The following is a 22265-nucleotide window of genomic DNA, read 5'->3' on the forward strand; positions in this document are numbered from 1 at the left end:
CGGCATGGGCCGCCCTTAATGCTTGCGCTAACGTATCAATTTTGGTACAAAACAGCAGATGATCGAGGCACCCAAGAAGATCGTCGGAAGATTTTATGCGCCCGGGAGCGGACGTAGGCCAGTGCGTGAATGGCTGCTGGATCTCTCGCGTGAAGACCGAAGGCAAATAGGTGTCGATATCCAGCGTGTTGAATTCGGATGGCCTCTCGGCATGCCCTATTGTCGATCATTGGGCCACGGACTCTGGGAAGTACGCAGCAGCTTGACCGGTGGACGCATCGCAAGGGTTATCTTCTTCATCCATGAGGAGAGATGATCTTGCTCCACGGGTTTGAGAAGAAGACGCAGAAGACGCCTACGCAGGACATTGACCTCGCCTTGGCGAGAAAGAGAGACGTGGTATGAGCAAAGAAGCAAAAGGCTATATCGACCGTTCGGAGACATTCGACGACTTCCTGGAAGCGGACGGTCTGCTGGAGGAAACGGAGGCTATCGCGCTGAAGCAGGTCATTGCAGATCAGCTGCGTGCCGCGATGGAGCAAGAGGGACTTACCAAAACTGCAATGGCACAGCGGATGCATTCCAGCCGTCAGCAACTGGATAGATTGCTCGATCCTAACAATCCATCCGTGACCCTCCTTACCCTACGCCGTGCCGCCGCTGCCGTTGGCCGCAATCTGCGTATCGAGCTCGTTTGAAGGTGCTTCAACTGCCAGCCACGCGGCGAGGTAAAACCGGCCGCCTCCGCATCATCCTCACCGCCGTCGTCGTCCTTCTTTCACTCGCCATTCTGTTCGCGCTCGGCACATGGCAGTTGGAGCGGCTCTACTGGAAGGAAGGGCTGCTCGCCGATATCGCCGCGCGTCGCTCAGCCGAGCCGGTCCCGCTGGCCGATATCGAACGCAGCCCCGCCGCCGGCGAAGATATCGAATATCGTCGCGTCTCCATGTCCGGCACGTTCGACCATGCGAAGGAACGGCATTTCTTCGCCACGTTCGAAGGCCGCACCGGATTCTATGTCTATACGCCGCTTAAGCTCGCCGATGGCCGTGTGATCTTCGTCAATCGCGGCTTCGTGCCCTACGAGATGAAGGAGCCGGCGACGCGGGCCGCCGGCGAGGTGACGGGCGAACAGACGATCACCGGCTATGCGCGCTCGAAGCTCACGCAAAAACCGTCGATGATCGTGCCGGACAATGATCTCGCCAAGAACATTTTCTACTGGAAGGACCTCGATGCGATGGCGTCCAGCAGCGGCCTCTCCGGCGTCATCCCGATGTTCGTCGATGCCGACGCTTCGGTGACAAATCCCGGTAGTTGGCCGAAGGGTGGCGTTACGCAGTTCGACTTGCCGAACAATCATCTCCAATATGCCGTCACCTGGTACGGGCTCGCCGCGGCCCTCATGGCCGTGGTCTTCGGCATGTGGTGGCGCAGCCGCAGGCCGGATGCCGCAGCCGGCCCGGGGTCGCGATAACGACATTTTCTGTTGGCAGGGCTTGGTTGGCTCGCCTATATGAGGCTTGAAAAACGCACCACGAACATCGGACGCGGAATGAACATTCAGGTCACCAAACCGGCTCTCAAGATCAGGCTTTGCGGTCCGCGCGGCTTTTGCGCCGGTGTCGACCGGGCGATCCAGATCGTCGTTCTGGCGCTGAAGCAATATGGTGCGCCGGTCTATGTCCGCCACGAGATCGTCCACAACCGCTATGTCGTGGAAGGCCTCGAGGCCAAGGGCGCCGTCTTTGTCGAGGAACTGCACGAGATCCCCGAAGAACATCGCGAGCAGCCGGTTGTCTTTTCCGCCCATGGCGTGCCGAAATCGGTGCCGGAAGATGCCCAGGCCCGCAATCTCTTCTATCTCGACGCGACTTGCCCGCTGGTTTCCAAGGTCCACAAGCAGGCGATGCGCCACCAGCGCCTCGGCCGTCATGTCGTGCTGATCGGCCATGCCGGCCATCCGGAAGTCATCGGCACGATGGGACAACTTCCTCCGGGGACTGTCTCGCTCGTCGATACGATCGCGGACGCCGAAGCCTACATGCCCGAAGACCCGGACAATCTCGGCTACGTCACCCAGACGACGCTGTCGGTCGACGACACGGCGGGCGTCATCGCCAAGCTGCAGGAACGCTTCCCGAACCTGACGGCGCCCGCAGCCGATCTCGATCTGCTATGCCACGACCAACCGCCAGGAAGCGGTAAAGGAGGCGGCTCCCGGCTGCGATCTCTTCATCGTCGTCGGCGCACCGAACTCATCCAACTCCAAGCGTCTCGTTGAAGTGGCGCTGAGGGCAGGGGCCAAGCGCTCCATGCTGGTGCAGCGCGCCTCCGAGCTGAACTGGGACGAGATCGGCAATATCGGCACGCTCGGCCTGTCTGCCGGTGCATCGGCCCCGGAAGTTATCGTCGACGAGATCATCGAGGCTTTCAAGCAGCGTTTCTCCGCCGAGATCGAGCTTGCGATCACCGCCGAGGAAACCGAAAACTTCCTCGTCAACCGCGAGCTTCGCAGCGTGCCGCTGACGACGGAAGATATGGCCTGGGTGAACGGTGATCGCCCGCTTGCTGCAGGCTCTGACGAAATCGTTCGATAACGATTCGATTTACCGGCTTAAGAGTCCGGGAAGGTTGGAGTTGGTCCCAACTTCCCTCATTCCTGTGCTTGTCACAGGAATCCAGTGCGCCCAAGTCATTGGGCGCGAGAGAACCCTTGTGGCATTTTCGCGACGAACTTGTTATTCACGGCGCAGACGCGCCGTGGCTGGATTCCTGTGACAAGCACAGGAATGAGGGAATGCCGCTGTCGCTGAAATTCGATCCAAAGTGAGTTTTCCTTGGCCGTTTACACTGACATCACCGAAATCGACCTCCAGCGCTTTCTTGCCGAATATGATGTCGGCGAGCTGACCTCCTACAAGGGCATTGCAGAGGGCGTCGAGAATTCCAACTTCCTGCTCCACACGACGAAGGATCCGCTGATCCTGACGCTTTACGAGAAGCGGGTGGAAAAGTCGGACCTGCCGTTCTTTCTCGGCCTGATGCAGCATCTGTCGGAACGCGGCCTGTCCTGCCCGCTGCCGCTGCCGCGCCGGGATGGCGAGCTGCTCGGCGAGCTGTCCGGCCGTCCCGCCGCGTTGATCTCCTTCCTCGAAGGCATGTGGCTGAGAAAGCCGGAAGCCAAACACTGCCGTGAAGTCGGCAAGGCGCTGGCCGAAATGCACCTTGCCGGCGAAGGGTTCGAGATCAAGCGGCCGAATGCGCTGTCGCTCGAAGGCTGGAAAGTCCTGTGGGACAAATCGGCCGAGCGCGCCGACGAGGTGGAGAAAGGTCTAGAGGAGGAGATCACGGCAGAGCTCGCCTATCTCGAAGCCCATTGGCCGAAGGACCTGCCGGCCGGCGTCATTCATGCCGATCTTTTCCAGGACAATGTCTTCTTCCTCGGTGACAACCTTTCCGGTCTGATCGACTTCTATTTCGCTTGCAACGACCTGCTCGCTTACGACGTCTCGATCTGCCTCAATGCATGGTGCTTTGAGAAGGACGGCGCTTATAACGTCACCAAGGGTTCGGCGCTCATCGAAGGCTATTGCTCCGTCCGGCCGCTCTCGGATGCGGAACGCGATGCGCTTCCGGTCCTGTCGCGCGGCTCGGCGCTGCGCTTCTTCCTGACCCGTCTCTATGACTGGCTGACCACGCCGGAAGGCGCGCTGGTGGTGAAGAAGGACCCGCTCGAATATCTGCGCAAGCTGCGCTTCCACCGGCAGGTGTCTACGACCGCCGAGTACGCACCCAATATCGAGGTGGCCGCACCATGAAGCATGTCGAGATCTTCACCGATGGCGCCTGCTCCGGCAATCCTGGCCCCGGCGGCTGGGGCGCCATCCTGCGTTATGGCGAGACCACCAAGGAGCTGAATGGCGGCGAGGCGGAAACGACCAACAACCGCATGGAGCTGCTGGCGGCGATCTCGGCGCTGAACGCGTTGAAGAGTCCCTGCGAGGTCGATCTCCACACCGACAGCAAATATGTGATGGACGGCATTTCGAAATGGATCTTCGGCTGGAAGAAGAATGGCTGGAAGACCGCCGATAAGAAGCCGGTCAAGAATGGTGAACTCTGGCAGCAGCTCGATGCCGCCAACCAGCGCCACAAAGTCAAGTGGCACTGGGTCAAGGGCCATGCCGGCCATCCGGAAAATGAGCGGGCCGATGAACTCGCCCGCCTCGGCATGGCGCCGTTCAAGAAGCCCAATCTGGGCAGGTCGCTTCTGGTGAAGTAATGCGCCGATGGTCCGCCGCACCCGCAGCGGATCATCAAGCCGCCATCACTCGCGCCTCACGGCGTGATCGCCACCTTCAGCACGCCATCACGCTGATTGGCGAAGAGGTCATAGGCCGCTTCGATGTCGTCCAGCTTGAACCGGTGCGTGACGAGGCCGGAAAGATCGACGCGGCCGGACGAGATGACATCCTGCATGCGGCGCATCCGCTCCTTGCCGCCCGGGCACAAGGTCGAGCGGATCGACTTGTCGCCGAGGCCGGCGGAGAAGGCATCAAGCGGAATGGTCAGGTCGGTGGAATAGACGCCGAGGCTGGACAGTATGCCGCCGGGTCTCAGCACTCTCAGCGCCGACTCGAAGGTGGATTGCGTGCCGAGCGCCTCGATCGCCACATCGACGCCCCGGCCATCGGTGATCCGCATGATCGCATCGACCGGGTTTTCCTGTTTGTAATCGACCACGATATCGGCGCCCATGCGCCTGGCCATGTCCAGTCGCGCCGGCACGGTGTCGACGGCGATGATCTTCGTCGCGCCCATCAGTTTCGCGCCGGCGGTCGCGCAAAGCCCGATCGGCCCCTGGGCGAAGACGGCGACGCAATCGCCGATCCTGATCTGCCCGGTTTCAGCCCCTGAAAGGCCGGTCGACATGATGTCCGGGCACATCAGCACCTGCTCGTCGCTGATCCCGTCGTCGATTGGCGCAAGATTGGCCATGGCATCGGGAACGCGCAGATATTCGGCCTGCGCGCCGTCGATCGTGTTGCCGAAGCGCCAGCCGCCCATCGCCTTCCAGCCATGCTTGGTGCCGGCCCCGTCCTGCGCGCCGCAGCCGCACAGGCATGCATGGCTCCAGCCCGATGGCGTGATGGCGCCGGCGATCACCCGCTGGCCTTCCTTCAGCCCGGTCACGCCGGACCCGAGTTTCTCGATGATGCCGACCGGTTCGTGACCGATGGTCAGTCCCTTTTCGACGGGGTATTCGCCTTTCAGGATATGCACGTCGGTGCCGCAGATCGTCGTGGTGGTGATCCTGATCAGAGCATCAAGCGGGCCGATCTCCGGGATCGGCTTCTCGTCGAGCACGATGCGCCCCTTGTCGACAAAAATCGCGGCCTTCATTTTCTGCGCCATTTGCAATTCCTCTCGGATTGTCCCTTTGCGGATGAGCAAGCATGGCTGACCATAGGCAAACGCAAGGATCGCAATATGACGCAGATCAATGACGTTATCGCGTCATGATTGTCTTTCGTCATTTCAGCGGCATCACGATGCCCTATGGGTAGATGCTTGCCAGCCGGGGCTGAGTGCCTATGGTGAGGCAAATTCTCGACGCGATAGGGGAAATCCCGCATGATTCTTCACTGTGTTTTCATCCGCTTCAAATCGGCGCTTCAGGCGGCCGAAAAGCAGGAACTTTATGAAGCGGTTGCGACCCTGCGAGATGTCGTCCCCGGCATTCTCGACCTGAAGGCGGGGCCGAACGTATCACTGGAAGGGCTGAATGGTGGCTTTCTCGACGGCTTTGTCGTGACCTTCGAAAGCCCTGAAGCTCGTGACGCCTACATTACCGCGCCGGCTCACATCGCCGTCGCCGAACGCCTTATCGCGGCTGCGGATGGTGGATTGTCGGGGCTTATCGTCTACGACCTGGCGGCCTGATCGCAGGGCATCAAAGAAAAAGGGCGCCGTGCGAGGCGCCCTTTTTGCAGAATGAAATTCAGAGCTGTTCCAGCATCGCCGCGGCGCCGGAGGCGGTGGCCTGGCCGGGGCTTTCCTCGACATTAAGCGACTTCACCACGCCGTCCTCGACCAGCATCGAATAGCGCTTGGAGCGGACACCGAGCCCGCCAGCAGAAAGATCGGCTTCAAGACCCATCGCCTTGGTGAAAGACGCGTCGAAATCGGCGAGGAAATGGATCTTGCCCATTGCGCCGGACTGCTGCGCCCAGGCACCCATCACATGCCAGTCGTTGACGGCGACGACGGCGATTTCGTCGACGCCGCGAGCCAGGATCGCATCGCGGTTCTCGACATAGCCGGGCAGATGGTTGAGCGAGCAGGTGGGCGTGAAGGCGCCGGGCACGGCAAACAGCACGACTTTCTTGCCGGCGAAGAGTTCACCCGTTGTGATCTCGACCGGACCGTCCGCGGTCTTTTCCTTGAACTTGGCTTCGGGAAGCTTGTCGCCCACTGCAATGGTCATCGTGTTGTCTCGCGTTTCAAATGCAATTCCAGCACTATAGAGCCGACGAAACCCAAGACAAGGGCGCCCGGAACCTCACTCGCTGGACCCTCACTCAAACGCGAGTGAGGTCTCCATTGCGCGGTTGCCGGCGAGCACGAGAATGCCCCAGCGCTTGCCCTTAATGTCGTAATCCTTCGGCAGCTTGCCGACCGGCAATGCCACCGAATAGTCGTCGCCGTCGCGTTTGCCGTCATCGTCGCTGAAAAGCACATGCCCCTCGGGCCCGGTGACGATCACCTTCGGCTTCTTGACGGCGTCTTTGGGAAGCCGCAACCGCAGCCGCAGCTGATCGCCGTCGGCCGACACCGCATAATGGGTCACCGCAAAATCGCCGGATGGCTTCTCGGGCAGTTTGGTCTCGGCGTCGTTGACGATCATCGCCTCGGAGAACGAGGTGCCGCCCTCCTGATTGAGGGAGAGCGAGAAATCGGCCTGAAAGGGAATGCAGATATTGCGGCAAAGACCGATGAAGGTGGATGCCGTCAGCTTCGCCGGCTTGGACGGGTCCGTGATCTTCAGTTCGAACGGAAATGCCACCGGACCGTCATAGCCGATGTCGCGCAGGTCGCCATTGTCGAAGCGCTTCGGCACGGGATAGGACATTTTCTGCAATGTCACGTCGGAAGATGACGGGAAGTTGATATGCGGGGGAATGCCGGCATCGCCGGGTTCCCGCCAATAGGTGATCCAACCCGCCTTGGGTTCGATCTGCAGCGCGCCGCGCACGATGCCGCGCGTGTCGGGCGCAAGCGCCACGATCCGCATGCGTCCGCCTTCATTGCCTGCCCAGTCGGTAGTCTCGGCCTGCGCCGGAGGCATGGGCGCAAGGAGAGACAGGAGGGCAAGCGCTGCAGCCGCAATCAAGGGATTGCGGGAAGTGGGGGCAATCGTCTTCATGCACTGGATTTAACTCAGTGCTTTCAAGCCTGCCAGCCACGTCTGAGGAAAAGCGATCATTTTCGGTTGAATGATATTGAGGACTGCCCCATGTTGCTGTGACTGACCGCTTGCTACGGTCCGCACCACTGGACTGGGCTTTGACAGCACACCGACTGGAGGCAGGATTGGGATACTCGGCACTGACGGACAAGAGCGAACGCGGTTTTCTGGATGGCCAGTTCCTGATCGCCATGCCCGGCGTGCAGGACGGCAACTTCGCCCGCAGTGTCGTTTATATATGCGCCCATTCCTCGGCCGGCGCGATGGGCTTCATCATCAACCGCCTGCAGGAACTTTCGTTCAGTGATGTGCTGCTGCATCTGAAGCTACTTGAACAACCTGAAGCCTTCATGCTGCCGGATACGACCCGCCACTTTCCGGTCCTGTCCGGTGGGCCCGTGGAGCCCGGGCGGGGCTTCGTCCTGCATTCCGATGATTTCTCCAGCGAGATCCTCCATTCCCGTCAGCGACGACATCTCGCTGACCGCGACGCTCGACATTCTGCGGGCGATCGCCGAAGGGAAGGGCCCTGCGCGCGCCACCATGCTGCTCGGTTATGCCGGTTGGGCGGCAGGTCAGCTGGAGGCGGAGATCAGCAATAATGGCTGGCTCAACTGCAACGCCCATGACGACATCATCTTTGATCCCTGCGTCGATACCAAGTATGAACGAGCATTGGCCCTGATGGGCGTAAGTCCGGAAATGCTGTCTACTGACGCCGGCCACGCCTGATTAAATTACTTACGCTGGAACGAACTGCCGTCCCCGTCGTTTCTACTCTGCAAGGCGCGCTGACAGCGCCACGAGATAAGGAGAAACACCGATGGGTAGCACCAGCGACAAGGTATCCGGCAAGGGCAACGAGATCGCCGGCAAGGTCAAGCAGGCCGCAGGCGACATGACCGACAACCGCAACCTCAAGGCTAAGGGCAACGCCCAGGAAGCCAAGGGCCATGCTCAGCAGGCCAAGGGCAAGGTCAAGGACGCCGCGAAGGACTTCGTAGACCGCGTCTGATTTAAGTTCGACTCTCCAATCGAACGGGAAACCTGTTTCGGCTTCGGTCGGGGCAGGTTTTCTTCTATGTGCTCCTCAACCCTCTCTCGAGCGGATCATCCATGCGCCTCTTCGATTGCGATCACTGCGGCCAGACTGTCTTCTTCGTCAACCGGAACTGCGTCAATTGCGGCTATCGGCTCGCCTTCGTGCCCGAAACGCTCTCGATGCAGGCGCTCGAAGCGGCAGAAGATGGTGTGACCTGGCATCTGTTCGGCAAGCCTGATCATCAGGTGAGGCTCTGCGAAAACGCAGGCCTGGACATCTGCAATTGGACGGTCATGGCGGATGACCCGAACGTCTTCTGCCCTGCCTGCCGGCACAATCGGCTCGTACCCGATGCCTCGACGGAGGAGGGGCTCAACCAGTGGCGGCGCATCAGCCAGGCCCAGCGCCATCTCTTTTACTCGATGCTCAAATGGAACCTGCCGCGCATCAACCGCGACGAGGATCCAGTAGGTGGTCTGGTCTTCGACTTCCTTGTCGATGAAGTCCAGCCGGACGGCACACTCAAGCCGGCGATGACCGGCCATGAAAACGGCCTGATTGCGATCCGTGCTGCAGAAGCCGACGACGCCACACGCGAGCAGATCCGCGTGTCGATGAACGAGCCCTATCGCACCATGCTCGGCCATTTCCGTCACGAGACCGGCCATTACATATGGGACAAGATGGTGCGCGACGGCGGCCGGCTGGAGGAATTCCGCACGGTCTTCGGCGATGAGACGGTCGATTACGGCGAGGCCCTGCGGCGAAATTACGAGGAAGGGCCGCCGCCGAACTGGCAGGACTTCTTCATCTCGACCTATGCCAGCTCCCATCCTTGGGAGGATTTCGCTGAAAGCTTCGCCCACTACATCCATATCGTCGACACGCTGGAAACGGCGCGCTCCTACGGCATGTCGATCGATCCGCGCCAGCACGAGGAACTTGCCGCCGAGGTCGATTTCAATCCCTACAGGGCAGAAAGCGCCGAACAGCTCGTCTCGGCCTGGATACCGTTCAGCCTGGCGATCAACAGCATCCACCGGTCGATGGGCGTGCCGGATCTCTACCCGTTCATCCTGACGCCGGCGGTGACTGCCAAGCTGCAGTTCATCCATGATTTGGTGCAGAGGCGGTAGCAGCTAGCTGATCTCCCCTTGTGGGGGAGATGCCCGGCAGGGCAGAGGGGGTAGATCCGCATACTCTTCGTTGGTTGAGTTCGCTGCGCCACCCCCTCTGTCATCTTCGATGACATCTCCCCCACAAGGGGGAGATAAGGAAGCTCGCCTCAAGCCCGCTTCGTCAGTGGAAAGCGCTCTTTCAGCAGACGCAGGATCGCATCCCCTGCTGCAGGCGGGCCGAAGAGGTAGCTCTGGCCGTAATGGCAGCCCATCTTGGCGAGGTCCATCGCGTCGTCGTCGGTCTGGATGCCTTCCGCGACCACGACCATTTCCAGCGCCCGCGCCATGGCGATGACCGAGCGCAGCAGCACCGAGCCACGGTCGCTATTGTCGCCGACAATGCTCTTGTCGAGCTTGATCATGTCGAACGGGAACTGGGTGAGATAGGCGAGCGACGAATAACCGGTACCGAAATCGTCGAGCGCGAGGCTGAGGCCCGTTTCCTTGAGCTTGGCCAGAACCAGCCGCGCCTGTTCCGGGTTCTCCATCATCAGGCTCTCGGTCAGTTCCAGCTTCAACTGGGCCGGATTGACATGGGTCTTTGAGACGAGCGAGCGGACGTCGTTGTAGAGATCGGCATTGAGCAACTGCGCGCTCGATAGGTTGACGGAGACGAAGATCGGCAGCTCGCCGGTCTGCTCCTGCCAGGACACGAGATCCTGCGCCGCCTTTTCCATGGCAAACACGCCGAGCGGGCCGATAAGGTCCGACATTTCCGCGATCGGGATGAATTCCGATGGCGGGATCGTGCCGCGCTTTGGGTGCTCCCAGCGCATGAGCGCCTCGAAGCCGGCGATCTCGCCGTCCTTCAGCGAAATGATCGGCTGATAGGCGAGCGATAATTCCTTGCGCTCCAGCGCGCGGCGAAGATCCGTCTCGATCTGCAGCCGGTCGGTACCGGAGGATCGGAAGACCGGCCGGAACGGCTCGACCTTGTTGCCGCCGCCGCGCTTGGCCCGGTACATGGCAAGTTCCGCATCCGCCAGAAGCCCGGCGGCGCTTTCCTGTTGGTCCACCCAGGAGGCCAGGCCGATCGAAGCGGTCAGCACGATCTCGCGATTGGCATAGTTGATCGGCACCATGATCGCCTTCGACACCGCGTCCGCGAAATCGGCGATCTTGGCCGGGTCCCGTTCGGATACGAGGATGAGGCCGAACTGGTCGCCTGCAAGCCGTGCCAGCGTGTCCTGCGGTTTCAGGAGGCGGCGCAGGCGCCGTGTGAGCGCGATCAGCATGTTGTCGCCGGCCGCGATCCCGAGACTGTCGTTCACCTGCTTGTAGCGGTCGATGTCGATCGCCATGACCGTCGGTCGCACGCTGTCGCCGCCGGATGCGAGCGTCAGCACGCCCTGCAGACGGTCGAGGAAGACCTGGCGGTTCGGCAGGCCGGTCAGGTTGTCGTGCAGCGCATCCTGCAGCAGGCGTTCGACCGAGTTCTTCTGTTCGGTGACGTCGATGATCGTGCCGACGCAGCGGATGATCTCGCCGTTGGAGCCGAGCACCGGCCGCGCACGGATCTGCAGCCAGTGGAAATGGCCGTCCTCGGCGCGGATGCGGAATTCGTGATGCAGCCGGCCGCGGCGATGTTCGAGCAGCACGTCGAGCGTGGCGCGGAAGCGGTCTCGGTCGTCGGGATGGAGGCGCGGCACCCAGTTGCGCACCGGCCCGTGCATCGCGCCGGGCTCAAGGCCCAGGCGGCCGGAAATGTCGGGCGTGGTGACGACGCGGTCGCGGGCGACATCCCAGTCCCAGACGGTGTCGCCGGAACCCGTCAGCGCCAGCGACTGGCGCTCGAGATCGGAGAACAGGCCCTGCTGATAGGCGCCGCCGGCAAAGGCGTGCTGCATGACGGTGAAGCCGATCAGCAGCACGATCAGCACGAGGCCACCGCCGAGCGCCGGCTGGATGATGTCGTTATCGAGCTGGCCCGTCACCGTCAGCCAGCCTCCGAAAAGCCAGACCAGGATCAGCGTCCAGGTCGGCACCAGCAGAATGGCGCGGTCATAGCGGTTGAAGCCGAGATAGATGATCAGGAGGATGCCGACCGTGCCGGTCAGCGCGAAGGAAAGCCGCGCGATACCGGAAGCGACGGACGGGTCGTAGATCGCCACGCCGCCGAGCAGCACCAGACCCACCACCCAGGCCAGCGTCGCGTAGCCTAGATGGACGTGCCAGCGGTTGAGATTGAGATAGGTGAACAGGAAGATGACGAGGAGGAGGCAAGCGCCACTTCCGCGCCCGCACGCCATATGCGCTGGTCGCTGGAGGTAATGGTGATCAGCTTGTCGACGAAGCCGAAGTCGACGCAGATATAGGCAAGCACCGCCCAGGCGAGTGCGGCTGCCGCCGGCAGCATCGACGTGCCCTTGACGACGAAGAGAATGGTGAGGAACACCGCAAGCAGGCCAGCAATGCCGAGCACGATGCCGCGATAGAGCGTGAACGCGTTGACCTGATCCTTGTAGGCATCCGGTTGCCAGAGATAGATCTGCGGCAGGGAAGGGGTGGCGAGTTCCGCCACGAAGGTAATTGTCGCACCCGGGTTGAGCGTGATACGGAAGACGTCCGCATCCGGGCTTGGCACCCGGTCGAGCGAAAAGCCTTCCGACGGCGTGATCGCGATGATGCGCTGAGAACCGAGATCCGGCCAGAAGACCTTGGAGTCGACAAGGCGGAAATGCGGGGCGACGATGACGCGTTCCAACTGTTCCTCGGAGACGTTGGAAAGCGCGAAAACGGCCCAGTCGCCCTGGTGGCTCTGCGAACTCGAACGCACCTCGATGCGCCGGCGGATGCCGTCTGCGCCGGCCGCTGTCGAAACCTGGAAGGCCTCGCCCTGGTTGGCGTAGATATCGGTCGTCGCGGTCAGGTCGAGCGCGGTGTCGTCCCGGAAATCTTCACCGGTTCGGCGGCGCGTGCACCGGCGATCCCGAACGTCAGAAGCGCGAGAAGGGCAACCAGCAGGAATTTGAGGCCGAAGGCCCGGTACGCAATACGCAAATCTTCGGTCATGGCTTGATCATTTTCCCGAATTCGCCGTCTTCCGGCAACCGGGAAAACATCACGTGGTCACGCCACTCACCATTGATTTTGAGATATTTTCGCAAAAGACCTTCCCGCTCGAAGCCGGCTTTTTCTAAGAGCCGGATGCTTTTCCAGTTTTCCGGAATACAGGCTGCCTCGATCCGGTGCAACTGAAGTCCGCCTTGGATATAGGGGATTGCCACTCTCAATGCGGCCAACATATGGCCTTGGCCCGCATGTTTTTCGCCCATCCAGTATCCGATCATGCAGCTTTGTGCCGCACCTCGACGAATATAGCCGATCGTCAGCCCGCCGAGCAGCACCATGTCCTCACGGCGGAAGAGGAGCAGCGGCACGGCAAGCCCCGAGGCATATTCCTGGCCGCCACGCACCACGCGCGCACGAAAGGCGCTTTCGGTCAGCTCGTCGCCGCGCCATGTCGGCTCCCACGGCTGCAGAAAGGAGCGACTTTCCGAACGCAGTTTGAACCATTGGCTGTAATCGGACTGGTGAGGCAGCCGCAGAAGATGTTCCGGCCCGAGAAGCTCCGGTGTATCCGGATGCCGGGACAAGAACCGAAACACCGATCTGCCCATCCTGTGCGCGCTCCGGGAGGCCGGCCGGGTTTAACCGGCCGCCTTGGTCTTGACGATGGGGGCGGAGAGTGCCGCTGAGATCTCGGTCATCGGCGCAAGCTTTTCGATCGGACCGACGGCTGAAAGCGTCGGCACGGTATCGAAGAACAGCCGGCCGGCGAGGTCGGTCAGGCGCTGGGTGGTGATGCCTTCCAGCCGTTCCATCATCTCCTCGTTCGGGATCGAGCGACCGTAGAGCAGCATCTGTCTTGCGATCTGGCCCGCACGGGCGGCCGGGCTTTCCTGGCCCATCAGCAGCTGGGCGCGGATCTGCGCCCGTGCGCGGTCGATTTCCACCTGATGGATCGTCTCGGAAGACTTGTGCAGCTCGTCGATGATGACCGGGATCAGTGTCGGCAACTCGTCGCCGCCGGTTGCGGCATGGACGCCGAAAATGCCGGTATCGGAAAAGCCCCAGTGGAAGGCATAGACCGAATAGCATAGGCCGCGATGCTCGCGCACTTCCTGGAATAGCCGCGAGGACATGCCGCCGCCGAGGATGTTGGCAAGAATCTGCGAACAGTAGAAGTCACGCATGTGGTAGGCTTTGCCCTCGAAACCGAGCAGAACCTGGGTATCCATGAGGTCGCGTTCTTCGCGAATGTCGCCGCCCGTGTAGCGTGCGACCTCGGAGACGGGAGGGGCGCTTGCCGTCTGCGGCAGGCCGGCAAAACGCTCTTCGACCTGTTTGCAGAAGGACTGGTGATCGACCGCGCCGGCCGCCACCACGAACATGCGGTCGGTCGTGTAATTGCGCGAGAGATAGCCGCGGATCTGCGACGGCGTGAAGCTTTTCACCCGTTCCGGCGTGCCGAGGATCGGCCGACCGATCGTCTGGTCGCGATAGGCGACCGACGAGAAATGGTCGAAGACGATGTCATCGGGCGTGTCGTTGGCGGCGTTGATTTCCTGCAGGATGACCTGCTTCTCGCGGCGCAGCTCTTCCTTGTCGAACACGGATTCGGTCAGGATGTCGGCGAGAATGTCCACGGCCAGCGGAACGTGGTCCTTCAGAACGCGGGCGTAATAGGACGTCGTCTCGGTCGAGGTCGCGGCGTTCAGTTCACCGCCGACATCCTCGATCTGCTCGGCGATGTCGCGCGCACTGCGGCGCTTGGTGCCCTTGAAGGCCATGTGCTCGAGAAGATGGGCAATGCCATGCTCCGCCTCGGTCTCGTTGCGCGACCCCGACTTGATCCACACGCCGAGCGCGACGCTCTCCAGATGCGGCATGGTTTCGGTAACGACGGTGAGACCGGAGGAAGCCGGGTAATTTCAACATTCATACGCAATTCTTTCCGGCGCTGGCGTCACTTGGCCCGGGTATGGCTGCCGATGAAAGTCTCGACTGCCTTGAGTTCCGGTTCCAGTATGTCGAAGCGCTCCTCCTTTGCATCAGATCAGCAAGCCATGATGGGAGGGCGGGATCAATTCCGCAAGCGGATTCTACCGCAGCGGGGAATTTGGCCGGATGCGCGGTCGACAGGGTGACCATCGGGCTTGTCGGCTTGGCGTTCTTCTGTGCGACGAAAACGCCGGTCGCCGTATGCGGGTCGAGCAGGTAGCCGGTGGCCGAAAGCGTCTCGCGGATCGTCTGCGCCACCTGCTTTTCGGTGGTGCGGCCGGCGCGGAACTCGCGCTTGATCGCCTTCAGCGGCGCTTCCGGAATTTCGAACGCGCCGGATTGCTTCAGCCCGTCCATCGAGCGGCGCACGGCGCTCGCGTCACGGCCGTAGGCTTCAAATAGCAGGCGTTCGAAGTTCGACGAGATCTGGATGTCCATAGACGGCGAGGTAGTCGCTTTGACGCCCTTCATCTCGTAGCGGCCGGTCTTCAAAGTGCGCGCCAGGATGTCGTTGTCGTTGGTGGCGATGACGAGGCGATCGATCGGCAGGCCCATCTTTTTGGCGACGTAGCCGGCGAAGATATCGCCGAAATTGCCGGTCGGCACGGTGAAGGAGATTTTCCGGTCCGGCCCGCCGAGGGACAGGGCGGCGGTGAAGTAATAGACCACCTGCGCCATGATGCGCGCCCAGTTGATCGAGTTGACGCCGGAAAGCTTCACCTTCTCGCGGAAGGCGGCGTCGTTGAACATCTCTTTGACGAGGTTCTGGCAGTCGTCGAAATTGCCCTTGACCGCGATCGCGTGCACGTTCGATGCCGTCGATGAGGTCATCTGCCGCTGCTGCACCGGCGAGACCTTGCCATGCGGGAAGAGGATGAAGATGTCGGTGCGCTCGCGTCCGGCAAACGCATCGATCGCAGCCCCGCCCGTATCGCCCGAGGTGGCACCGACGATCGTCGCGCGCTCGCCGCGCTCGGCCAGCACATGGTCCATCAGGCGGGCGAGAAGCTGCATTGCCACGTCCTTGAAGGCGAGCGTCGTGCCGTGGAAGAGTTCAAGAATGAAATCGTTCGGGCCGACCTGCACCAGCGGCACGACGGCCGGGTGGCGGAAGGTGGCATAGGCCTCGTCGATCATTGCCTTGAGCTTGTCGTCGGCGATCTCGCCATCGACGAAACGCGACAGGATTTCGAAGGCGACGTCCTGGTAGGACTTGCCGCGCAAGCCTCGGATTTCCTTCTTCGACAGGGTCGGCCATTCGCGCGGAACATAGAGACCACCGTCTTTCGCAAGGCCTGCCATCAGTGCATCACGGAAGCCGAGAGCGGGTGCTGTGCCCCGTGTAGAAATGTAATCCACGACGTTGAATCCCTAATCGATTTTTGTTCCGACGGCTGATATAGACTATCGAAATCGGCGGTGAAAGACCGGAATACGACGTGCCGGCATCGTCATTCGAAACGCGACTGCAAAGGGTTGAGTAACGTGGTTGGCAAGTTCTCTCGCGGTTTTCTGGCGATATCCATGGCGGCTGTTCTTGCCGGCTGCAATTCCTCTTCCCCAGGCCTCGGCCTGACCTCTCCCGCCGATGCCAGCGCTCAGCCTGCTGCTCCCGCCGTCATCCAGGCCTATTGCCCGCAGGTGGTGATGCTGGAACAGGATGCCTATTACCGCTCCTATGCTCGCGGCGGCCAGGATGACCCGCAGAAGCTCGTCTACCAGGCTTCGCTCGCCGACGCGACGCGCCAGTGCACGGCCAACGAGACGACGCTGACGATCAATGTCGTCGCCCAGGGCCGCATCGTTCAGGGACCCGTCGGCACTGCCGGCCAGGTAACACTGCCGATCTCCGTCGAAGTCATCGACGGCGACAATGTCATCTATTCCCAGAAGGTCGCCTTCCCGGTCCAGGTGGATGCCGGCGGCACCCAGTTCATCTTCAACAAGGCCGACGTGCAGATCCCGAACGCCCAGGGCGGCGTCTCCCGCTTCACCCGCGTCCGCCTCGGCTTCGATAACGCGCCCGCGAAGAAGGGCAAGCGAGGGTGATTGCCGGTTGCGCTGCACGGCAGCGCGACTTGAGTATTGCGCATGGGAGTTTCTGGTGCGCAGGTCTCCTCCGCACTATCGTCATCCTAGGGCTTGTCCCTAGGATCTAACGAACCCCGACATCAGCGTTGGCAGATCCTCGGGACAAGCCCGAGGATGACGTCGCGATTAGGGTGCGCACTGTGCCTCATCTATTGCGCGATTTAGATCGCCCCGGCCCATTCCGACAGCGCGGCAACCACGCCCGGCAGGTCCTGCATGCGCGAGATTACCGTCTCGGCGCCGGCATCGGTCAGGCGGTCGGCATGGCTCGGATAGGTATGCGATGCGCCGGTAAAGCCGACGACGCGCATGCCGGCGGCGCGGGCACCGTGAATGCCGTGGGTAGAATCCTCGATCACCAGGCAACGCGAAGGCTGCACGCCGAACTGCTCGGCGGCATGCAGGAAGATGTCCGGCTTCGGCTTGACGCGATCGGGGCCGAGATCCTTGGCCGAATAGATATGCGGCGAGAAGAAGGGTTTCAGGCCGACTTTGGTCAGCATCATGTCCAGCCGCTGGCTCGACGAATTGGAGCAGATGCAGCGCTGCGTCGTCAGCCGCGCCAGGGCGAACGTGACGCCCTCGATGATCTTCACATCGCGTTCCAGCCGGGCATCGAGCAGCTTTTCCGACTTGTCGAGCAGCGTCGCCGAAAGCGGGATGTCCGCTTCTTTTTCGACCGCAAGCAGGATGTCCTTCCAGGTCAGGCCGGCAAAGCGCTCGCCCATTTCCTCGACGCTGATCGGGTATCCCGCTTCCGTGAGAAGCCGCGATCTCGACCTGGGCTGCGATGATTTCGGAATCGACGAGCACGCCGTCGCAATCGAAGATGATGAGGTCGAAACCGCTCATGGGAATTCCCTTTATATCCGTCAGCCGGCCTTCTAGCGGATGGAAGGCATAAGCTCAACCGACGAAGCCGCATGGCAGGGTCGAAAGGGCCGGGATGCTGTCAGGCGGCGTCGGGCAGGGGGAACTGCAGCAGGAATTTCCGCTCGCCTTCCGGTGAGAAGATGATCGCCCGGCTGTCGGCGCTGCGCCGGGCCCAACCCTTTTCGAACATATGCGAGAGCAGCGCCTTGCCGAGTGTGCCGGCGAGATGCGAGCGCCGTTCGCTCCAGTCCAGACAGGATTTGCACAGCGGACGGCGGCTGGATTTCAGCGCCGAAAGATCGATGCCGAACGCCTCAAGTTGCTGGCGCCCCTTGGTCGTCACGCTGAGGTTTTCCCCATCACTTTCGATCTCGCCATGGCAGACGAAACTGTCGAGCATCCGCACCCCGAAATCGCCGGCGAGGTGATCGTAGCAGATGCGTGCCTTCCTCAGCGCCGGGTCCTTCGGGCCGGGGCGGTAGCGCAGGTGGCCGCGGCTCGCGGCAAAACCCATCATCGTCTCGATCAGCCGGGCCGCAGCCTCGTCGGCCAAGGCAAAATAGCGGTGCCGGCCCTGCTTGCGCTGGGCGAGCAGCCCGCCGGCCTCGAGCTTGGAAAGATGCGTGCTCGCCGTCTGCAGCGTGATGCCGCCGACGGCGGCAAGTTCGGTCGCCGTCAGTGCCTGCCCGCCGGTGAGTGCCGCCAGCATATTGGCGCGCACGGGATCGCCGATCAGCGAGGCGATCTGGGCAATGTCTGGACCTTCGTTCATGCGACCATTCCTAGCACGTCTTTCCCGCCCATACTTCGATCGCAATCGAAGCATTCGCGCAAGGTGACGTGGCAGAAGGTGGTCGACAACAATGGAGACGCCTGATGATCACCTGTTTCATCCGCTACGAGATCGACCCGTTCAAAAGAGACAAGTTCGAGGACTATGCCCGCGCCTGGGGCCAGTCGATCCCGCGCAACGGTGCCGACCTGATCGGCTATTTCGGCCCGCATGAGGGCTCGGCCACCACCGCTTATGGTGTCTACAACATCGAAAGCCTGGCCGCCTACGAGGCCTATCGCGCTCGTCTCGCCAATGATCCGCTGGGCCGGGAAAATTACGAGTTCGCCAAACGGGAGCGTTTCATCCTGAAGGAGGACCGGATCTTCCTGAAGAATATGTCTCTGCCGCATGGGGCACCCCGAATGGCGCCAATGGAGGAATTGATAAAGCCATGATCGCCGTCATCTTTGAAGTCGTGCCCTATATGGGCGAACGCCACCGCTATCTCGATCTCGCCGGAGACCTGCGCTCGGAACTGGAGAAGATCGACGGGTTCATCTCGATCGAGCGCTTCGAGAGCCTCACCATGCGCGGCAAGCTTCTGTCGCTCTCCTTCTGGCGCGACGAGGAGGCGGTGAAGGCCTGGCGCAATGTGGAAGCCCATCGTGCCGCCCAGCAGGCGGGCCGCAACGGCATCTTCGCCGACTACCGCCTGCGCATCGGCCATGTGCTGCGCGACTATGGCATGTTCGAGCGTGACGAAGCGCCGAAGGACAGCCGCGAGGTGCATGCCGCGTGAGGCACGTCAGATCGTGAACCGCGTCTCGAGCAGATCGATCTCGCGCACCAGTTTGCGGGCGATATCGCCGGAAGCTGGCGCCGGCGGCCGAGCCGGTAATATTCGTCGCGCTCGGCCCTCAGCGCGGCGAGCCTCAGGCGGCGCTCCGCCTCTTCCAGCTTGCGCACCGTTTCGGCATCCTCTCCGGTCTTTCCGTGACCTTCGATCCGGTGGCGATAGAATTCCATCAGCCGGGTCCCGACATCCGAATAGCGGTCGGCATCGGTACGGCCCTCGCTCATCTTGTTGGTCAACTCGTCGATCATGCGGATGGCGGCCTTGGCGGCGGCGATGCGCGCCTCGTCTTCCTGCTGGTGGTGATCGGGCTGCGGCGGCAGCTGCAGGTCCTTCAGCACGATAGGTAAGCCAAGGCTCGCGACGATCAGCGACACGACGATCACACCGGCGGCAAGGAAGATCGCAAGGTCGCGGGCCGGGAACGGCGTCGTGCCATCATTCATGAACAGCGGCAGTGTCAGAATACCGGCAAGTGTGATCGCCCCGCGCACGCCGGCAAGCGAGGCGGCGATCAGCAGCCGCACCGGCGGTTTTTGGATATCCCGACCGAGGCGGGCGGCACGAAACATGGTGAAGCGCAGCGACACCCACACCCAGCCGAAGCGCAGCAGCACCAGTGCCGTATAGATGGTGAGCACGTAGACGAGCAGCCAGATCGGGTGCAGATGCCCGGTCTCGGTGACGATCCGCGCCGCGCCCGAGACGATCCGCGGCAATTGCTCTCCGAAGAGCACGAAGATCATGCCGTTCAGCGCAAACTGGATCGTATCCCACACGGCGCCTTGGCCGACGCGGGTCTTGGCCAGCGCCTTGCCGCGCAGTTCCATGTAGCTCATCGTGATGCCGGCCGCGACGGCGGCGAGAATGCCGGAGCAATGCAGGTGTTCTGCCGCCAGATAGGCGCCGAAGGGCAGGAGCAGGCTGAGCAGGATCTGCGATCCGGTATCTTCGCCGAGTTTTCGCGAGACATATTCCTTCGCCTTCATCGCGACCCAGACGATCGCAACACCGATGGCAATGCCGCCGATCGCCAGCCACAGGAAGCCGCCGACGGCATCGATCAGCGAGAAGGTGCCGGTCAGCGCGGCGGCCACGGCAAAGCGCATGCAGACGAGGCCGGAGGCGTCGTTCAGCAGCGATTCCCCTTCGAGAATATGCATCAGCCGGTGCGGGATCGGCACGCGCGAGGCGATCGCCGAAACCGCGATCGGATCCGTCGGCGAGACGATGGCCGCCAGCGCAAAGGCAACGGCGAGCGGCATGGCCGGGATCATCCAGTGGATGAACAGCCCGACGAAGAGAACGGTGAAGACGACGAGCCCGAGCGCCAGTTCCAGGATCACGCCCTTGTCGCGAAACAGCCCTTCCTTGGGAATGCGCCACCCATCGAGAAACAACAGCGGCGGCAAAAACAGCAGGAAGAAGATGTCCGGCTCAAGCTCCACCCCGCCGCCGGTGGTAACCGCGATCAGCGCTCCGAACGCGATCTGGATGAGGGGCAGGGGAATGGCGACAGGCAGCATGCGCGAGATCGTGCCGCTCAGGATGACGGCCAGAAGCAGGGCAAGTGCTATCGTGATGCTGTCCATCGATCGGCGGCCTTTCTCATTCCCGATACCGACCCTGAATAGGAAAGGCAGGCGGATGAGGCAAGGGCAGTGCGAGCCTCGCCTGCCGCGTTTGTTTACGCCGGTTTGTACTTGGCATTTACCGTTGCGTACTTCCATGCCCGGGGTCGCCGGCGCTAATTTTCCGCCGACATCCGGTATGGCGGCCATCCCTGCCGTCTCAAGCAAGGCTTGGAGTAAGCCGCTGCCCCAACGACTTTGAGGAGAGAGGCGATGATCGCGAAAAAGAGTACGTTCATCTTCGCCATGGTTCTATTGCCTGCGGTCGTGACGGCTGCGGACGCAATCAAGGTGACGCCGGATAATTTCGCACGGGCCGAGACGGACATGTACTTCGCTTCGTGGGCGCGGGAGGCGGAATCGGGAAGTTATTCCACCACCGCGAGGTGTTCGACGTATCGAAGCAGACCGTCATTCGCGGCAATCGGGATACGCTTTATTCCAGCGCCGTCTTCGATCTCGATGCCGGGCCGGTAACGATCACCATGCCGGACGCTGGAAAGCGCTTCATGTCGCTGATGGTGGTCAATCAGGATCACTATGTCACGGATCTCTTCCATGGCGCCGGCAGCCATTTGTTGACCCGTGATGGCGTCGGCACGCGCTATGTGATGGCGGCGGTGCGTACTCTGATTGATCCGGGCAAGGCCGGCGATGCCGAAGAGGTGCACAGGCTGCAGGATGCAATCAGGGTGGATCAGCCCGGCGGACTTGGTGCGCTCGATTTGCCGGCGTGGGACAAGGCAAGCCACGATGCCGTGCGTAATGCGCTGCTGGCGCTCGCTGCCACCATGGATGGCTTCGGCAAGGCCTTTGGCAAGAAGAGCGAGGTTGATCCCGTCCATCATCTGATCGGCACAGCGGCCGGATGGGGTGGCAATCCCGATACGGAGGCCACCTATCTCGGGGTTGCGCCCGAAAAGAACGATGGCAATACCATCTACAGGTTGCACGTTCCGGCCGACGTGCCCGTTGACGGCTTCTGGTCGATCAGCCGCTACAATGCCAAGGGCTATTTCGTGCCGAACGAGCAGAACGCCTACTCGGTGAACAACATGACCGCGGCAAAGGGATCGGACGGCTCCGTCGACATCCAGTTCGGTGGCTGCGACGGCAAGGTGCCGAACTGCCTGCCGATCGAGGCAGGCTGGAACTATACGGTGAGGCTCTACCAGCCTCAGGCGAGCATCCTCGACGGCAGCTGGAAATTTCCTCAGCCTGAGCCGGTGAACTGAGCCTACTCGCTGCAGGGTTGGTAATCTAACTCAGGTTCTGGAACTTTTTCCCGAAATGACGCTCTCGCTTCAGCTTTTGGTAACCAGATTGAGTAACCATAACAGTCATTAA

General features: G+C 61.6%; 16 protein-coding genes and 8 pseudogenes. 14 read left to right on the plus strand and 10 right to left on the minus strand.

Translation table 11 applies throughout. The features are described 5' to 3' along the window. Positions 1 to 58 precede the first annotated feature (58 nt). The 6 genes and pseudogenes from N7E02_RS20350 to rnhA all read left to right on the plus strand — a co-directional run bounded on the left by N7E02_RS20350 (position 59) and on the right by rnhA (position 4285). Positions 59 to 405 (plus strand): annotated as a pseudogene (locus N7E02_RS20350) (type II toxin-antitoxin system RelE/ParE family toxin). Next, entirely contained in the window at positions 402 to 698 is a 297-nt protein-coding gene (locus N7E02_RS20355) for a helix-turn-helix domain-containing protein (protein WP_286579425.1), read from the plus strand. Before N7E02_RS20350 ends, N7E02_RS20355 begins: the two are co-directional and overlap by 4 nt. Positions 699 to 709: 11 nt before the next feature. Then, on the plus strand, positions 710 to 1477 hold the full coding sequence (locus N7E02_RS20360) for an SURF1 family protein (protein WP_286583957.1): 768 nt from the start codon (positions 710 to 712) through the stop codon (positions 1475 to 1477). Between the two features lie 78 nt (positions 1478 to 1555). Continuing rightward, positions 1556 to 2600, plus strand: a pseudogene (gene ispH, locus N7E02_RS20365) (4-hydroxy-3-methylbut-2-enyl diphosphate reductase). A 240-nt stretch (positions 2601 to 2840) separates the two neighbouring features. Next, positions 2841 to 3821 carry a homoserine kinase gene (locus N7E02_RS20370; RefSeq protein ID WP_286579426.1) on the plus strand — a complete coding sequence of 327 codons (981 nt, stop codon included), beginning with the start codon at positions 2841 to 2843 and terminating at the stop codon, positions 3819 to 3821. After that, the gene (gene rnhA / locus N7E02_RS20375) at positions 3818 to 4285 is read left to right on the plus strand and encodes a ribonuclease HI (RefSeq protein ID WP_286579427.1); all 468 of its coding nucleotides are present in this window, start codon (positions 3818 to 3820) and stop codon (positions 4283 to 4285) included. Before N7E02_RS20370 ends, rnhA begins: the two co-directional genes overlap by 4 nt. 56 nt (positions 4286 to 4341) lie before the next feature. Here the strand turns inward: rnhA and N7E02_RS20380 are convergent, their stop codons facing one another. Next, positions 4342 to 5418, minus strand: a complete 1077-nt coding sequence (locus N7E02_RS20380; protein ID WP_286579428.1) for an NAD(P)-dependent alcohol dehydrogenase — start codon at positions 5416 to 5418, stop codon at positions 4342 to 4344. Between the two features lie 219 nt (positions 5419 to 5637). Here N7E02_RS20380 and N7E02_RS20385 point away from each other — a divergent pair, with 219 nt between their 5' ends. Next, entirely contained in the window at positions 5638 to 5946 is a 309-nt protein-coding gene (locus N7E02_RS20385) for a Dabb family protein (RefSeq protein WP_286579429.1), read from the plus strand. 58 nt (positions 5947 to 6004) lie between these two features. Here N7E02_RS20385 and N7E02_RS20390 read toward each other — a convergent pair whose 3' ends face one another. Both N7E02_RS20390 and N7E02_RS20395 read right to left on the minus strand, forming a co-directional pair. Then, complete coding sequence (locus N7E02_RS20390; RefSeq protein WP_286579431.1) at positions 6005 to 6490, minus strand: peroxiredoxin; 486 nt, start codon at positions 6488 to 6490, stop codon at positions 6005 to 6007. A gap of 90 nt (positions 6491 to 6580) precedes the next feature. After that, positions 6581 to 7429, minus strand: a complete 849-nt coding sequence (locus N7E02_RS20395; protein ID WP_286579432.1) for a protein-disulfide reductase DsbD domain-containing protein — start codon at positions 7427 to 7429, stop codon at positions 6581 to 6583. 233 nt (positions 7430 to 7662) lie between these two features. Between N7E02_RS20395 and N7E02_RS20400 the strand changes: the two are divergent. The 3 genes and pseudogenes from N7E02_RS20400 to N7E02_RS20410 all read left to right on the plus strand — a co-directional run bounded on the left by N7E02_RS20400 (position 7663) and on the right by N7E02_RS20410 (position 9649). Beyond that, a pseudogene (locus N7E02_RS20400) lies at positions 7663 to 8203 on the plus strand (YqgE/AlgH family protein). 91 nt (positions 8204 to 8294) lie between these two features. Further along, on the plus strand, positions 8295 to 8486 hold the full coding sequence (locus tag N7E02_RS20405) for a CsbD family protein (protein WP_286579433.1): 192 nt from the start codon (positions 8295 to 8297) through the stop codon (positions 8484 to 8486). Positions 8487 to 8587: 101 nt separating this feature from the next. After that, positions 8588 to 9649 (plus strand): zinc-binding metallopeptidase family protein, encoded by a 1062-nt coding sequence (locus tag N7E02_RS20410; RefSeq protein WP_286579434.1) that lies wholly within the window; start codon positions 8588 to 8590, stop codon positions 9647 to 9649. Positions 9650 to 9798: 149 nt separating this feature from the next. Here N7E02_RS20410 and N7E02_RS20415 read toward each other — a convergent pair. The 4 genes and pseudogenes from N7E02_RS20415 to thrC all read right to left on the minus strand — a co-directional run bounded on the left by N7E02_RS20415 (position 9799) and on the right by thrC (position 16054). Next, positions 9799 to 12703, minus strand: a pseudogene (locus N7E02_RS20415) (EAL domain-containing protein). Continuing rightward, entirely contained in the window at positions 12700 to 13311 is a 612-nt protein-coding gene (locus N7E02_RS20420) for a GNAT family N-acetyltransferase (RefSeq protein WP_286579435.1), read from the minus strand. Before N7E02_RS20420 ends, N7E02_RS20415 begins: the two are co-directional and overlap by 4 nt. A gap of 30 nt (positions 13312 to 13341) precedes the next feature. Then, a pseudogene (locus tag N7E02_RS20425) lies at positions 13342 to 14636 on the minus strand (M16 family metallopeptidase). A 24-nt stretch (positions 14637 to 14660) separates the two neighbouring features. Continuing rightward, positions 14661 to 16054 (minus strand): annotated as a pseudogene (thrC, locus tag N7E02_RS20430) (threonine synthase). Positions 16055 to 16219: 165 nt separating this feature from the next. On the opposite strand from thrC, the gene N7E02_RS20435 reads away from it, so the two are divergent. After that, on the plus strand, positions 16220 to 16744 hold the full coding sequence (locus N7E02_RS20435) for a PilZ domain-containing protein (protein ID WP_286579438.1): 525 nt from the start codon (positions 16220 to 16222) through the stop codon (positions 16742 to 16744). A gap of 203 nt (positions 16745 to 16947) precedes the next feature. On the opposite strand, the pseudogene N7E02_RS20440 reads toward N7E02_RS20435, so the two are convergent. Next, positions 16948 to 17638, minus strand: a pseudogene (locus N7E02_RS20440) (HAD family hydrolase). A gap of 100 nt (positions 17639 to 17738) precedes the next feature. Further along, complete coding sequence (locus tag N7E02_RS20445) at positions 17739 to 18431, minus strand: ArsR/SmtB family transcription factor (protein WP_286579439.1); 693 nt, start codon at positions 18429 to 18431, stop codon at positions 17739 to 17741. Positions 18432 to 18535: 104 nt separating this feature from the next. Here N7E02_RS20445 and N7E02_RS20450 point away from each other — a divergent pair, with 104 nt between their 5' ends. Further along, a complete protein-coding gene (locus tag N7E02_RS20450) occupies positions 18536 to 18889 on the plus strand; it encodes an NIPSNAP family protein (RefSeq protein WP_286579440.1) in 354 nt (117 codons plus the stop codon). After that, a complete protein-coding gene (locus tag N7E02_RS20455; RefSeq protein ID WP_286579441.1) occupies positions 18886 to 19233 on the plus strand; it encodes an antibiotic biosynthesis monooxygenase family protein in 348 nt (115 codons plus the stop codon). The genes N7E02_RS20450 and N7E02_RS20455 overlap by 4 nt, the downstream gene beginning before the upstream one ends. 6 nt (positions 19234 to 19239) lie before the next feature. Here N7E02_RS20455 and N7E02_RS20460 read toward each other — a convergent pair. Continuing rightward, positions 19240 to 20879, minus strand: a pseudogene (locus tag N7E02_RS20460) (Na+/H+ antiporter). A 425-nt stretch (positions 20880 to 21304) separates the two neighbouring features. Here N7E02_RS20460 and N7E02_RS20465 point away from each other — a divergent pair. Further along, positions 21305 to 22153 (plus strand): DUF1214 domain-containing protein, encoded by an 849-nt coding sequence (locus tag N7E02_RS20465; protein ID WP_353622832.1) that lies wholly within the window; start codon positions 21305 to 21307, stop codon positions 22151 to 22153. Positions 22154 to 22265 lie beyond the last annotated feature (112 nt).

This window comes from Terrirhizobium terrae (assembly GCF_030323265.1).
In the GTDB taxonomy this organism is placed as follows: domain Bacteria; phylum Pseudomonadota; class Alphaproteobacteria; order Rhizobiales; family Rhizobiaceae; genus Neorhizobium.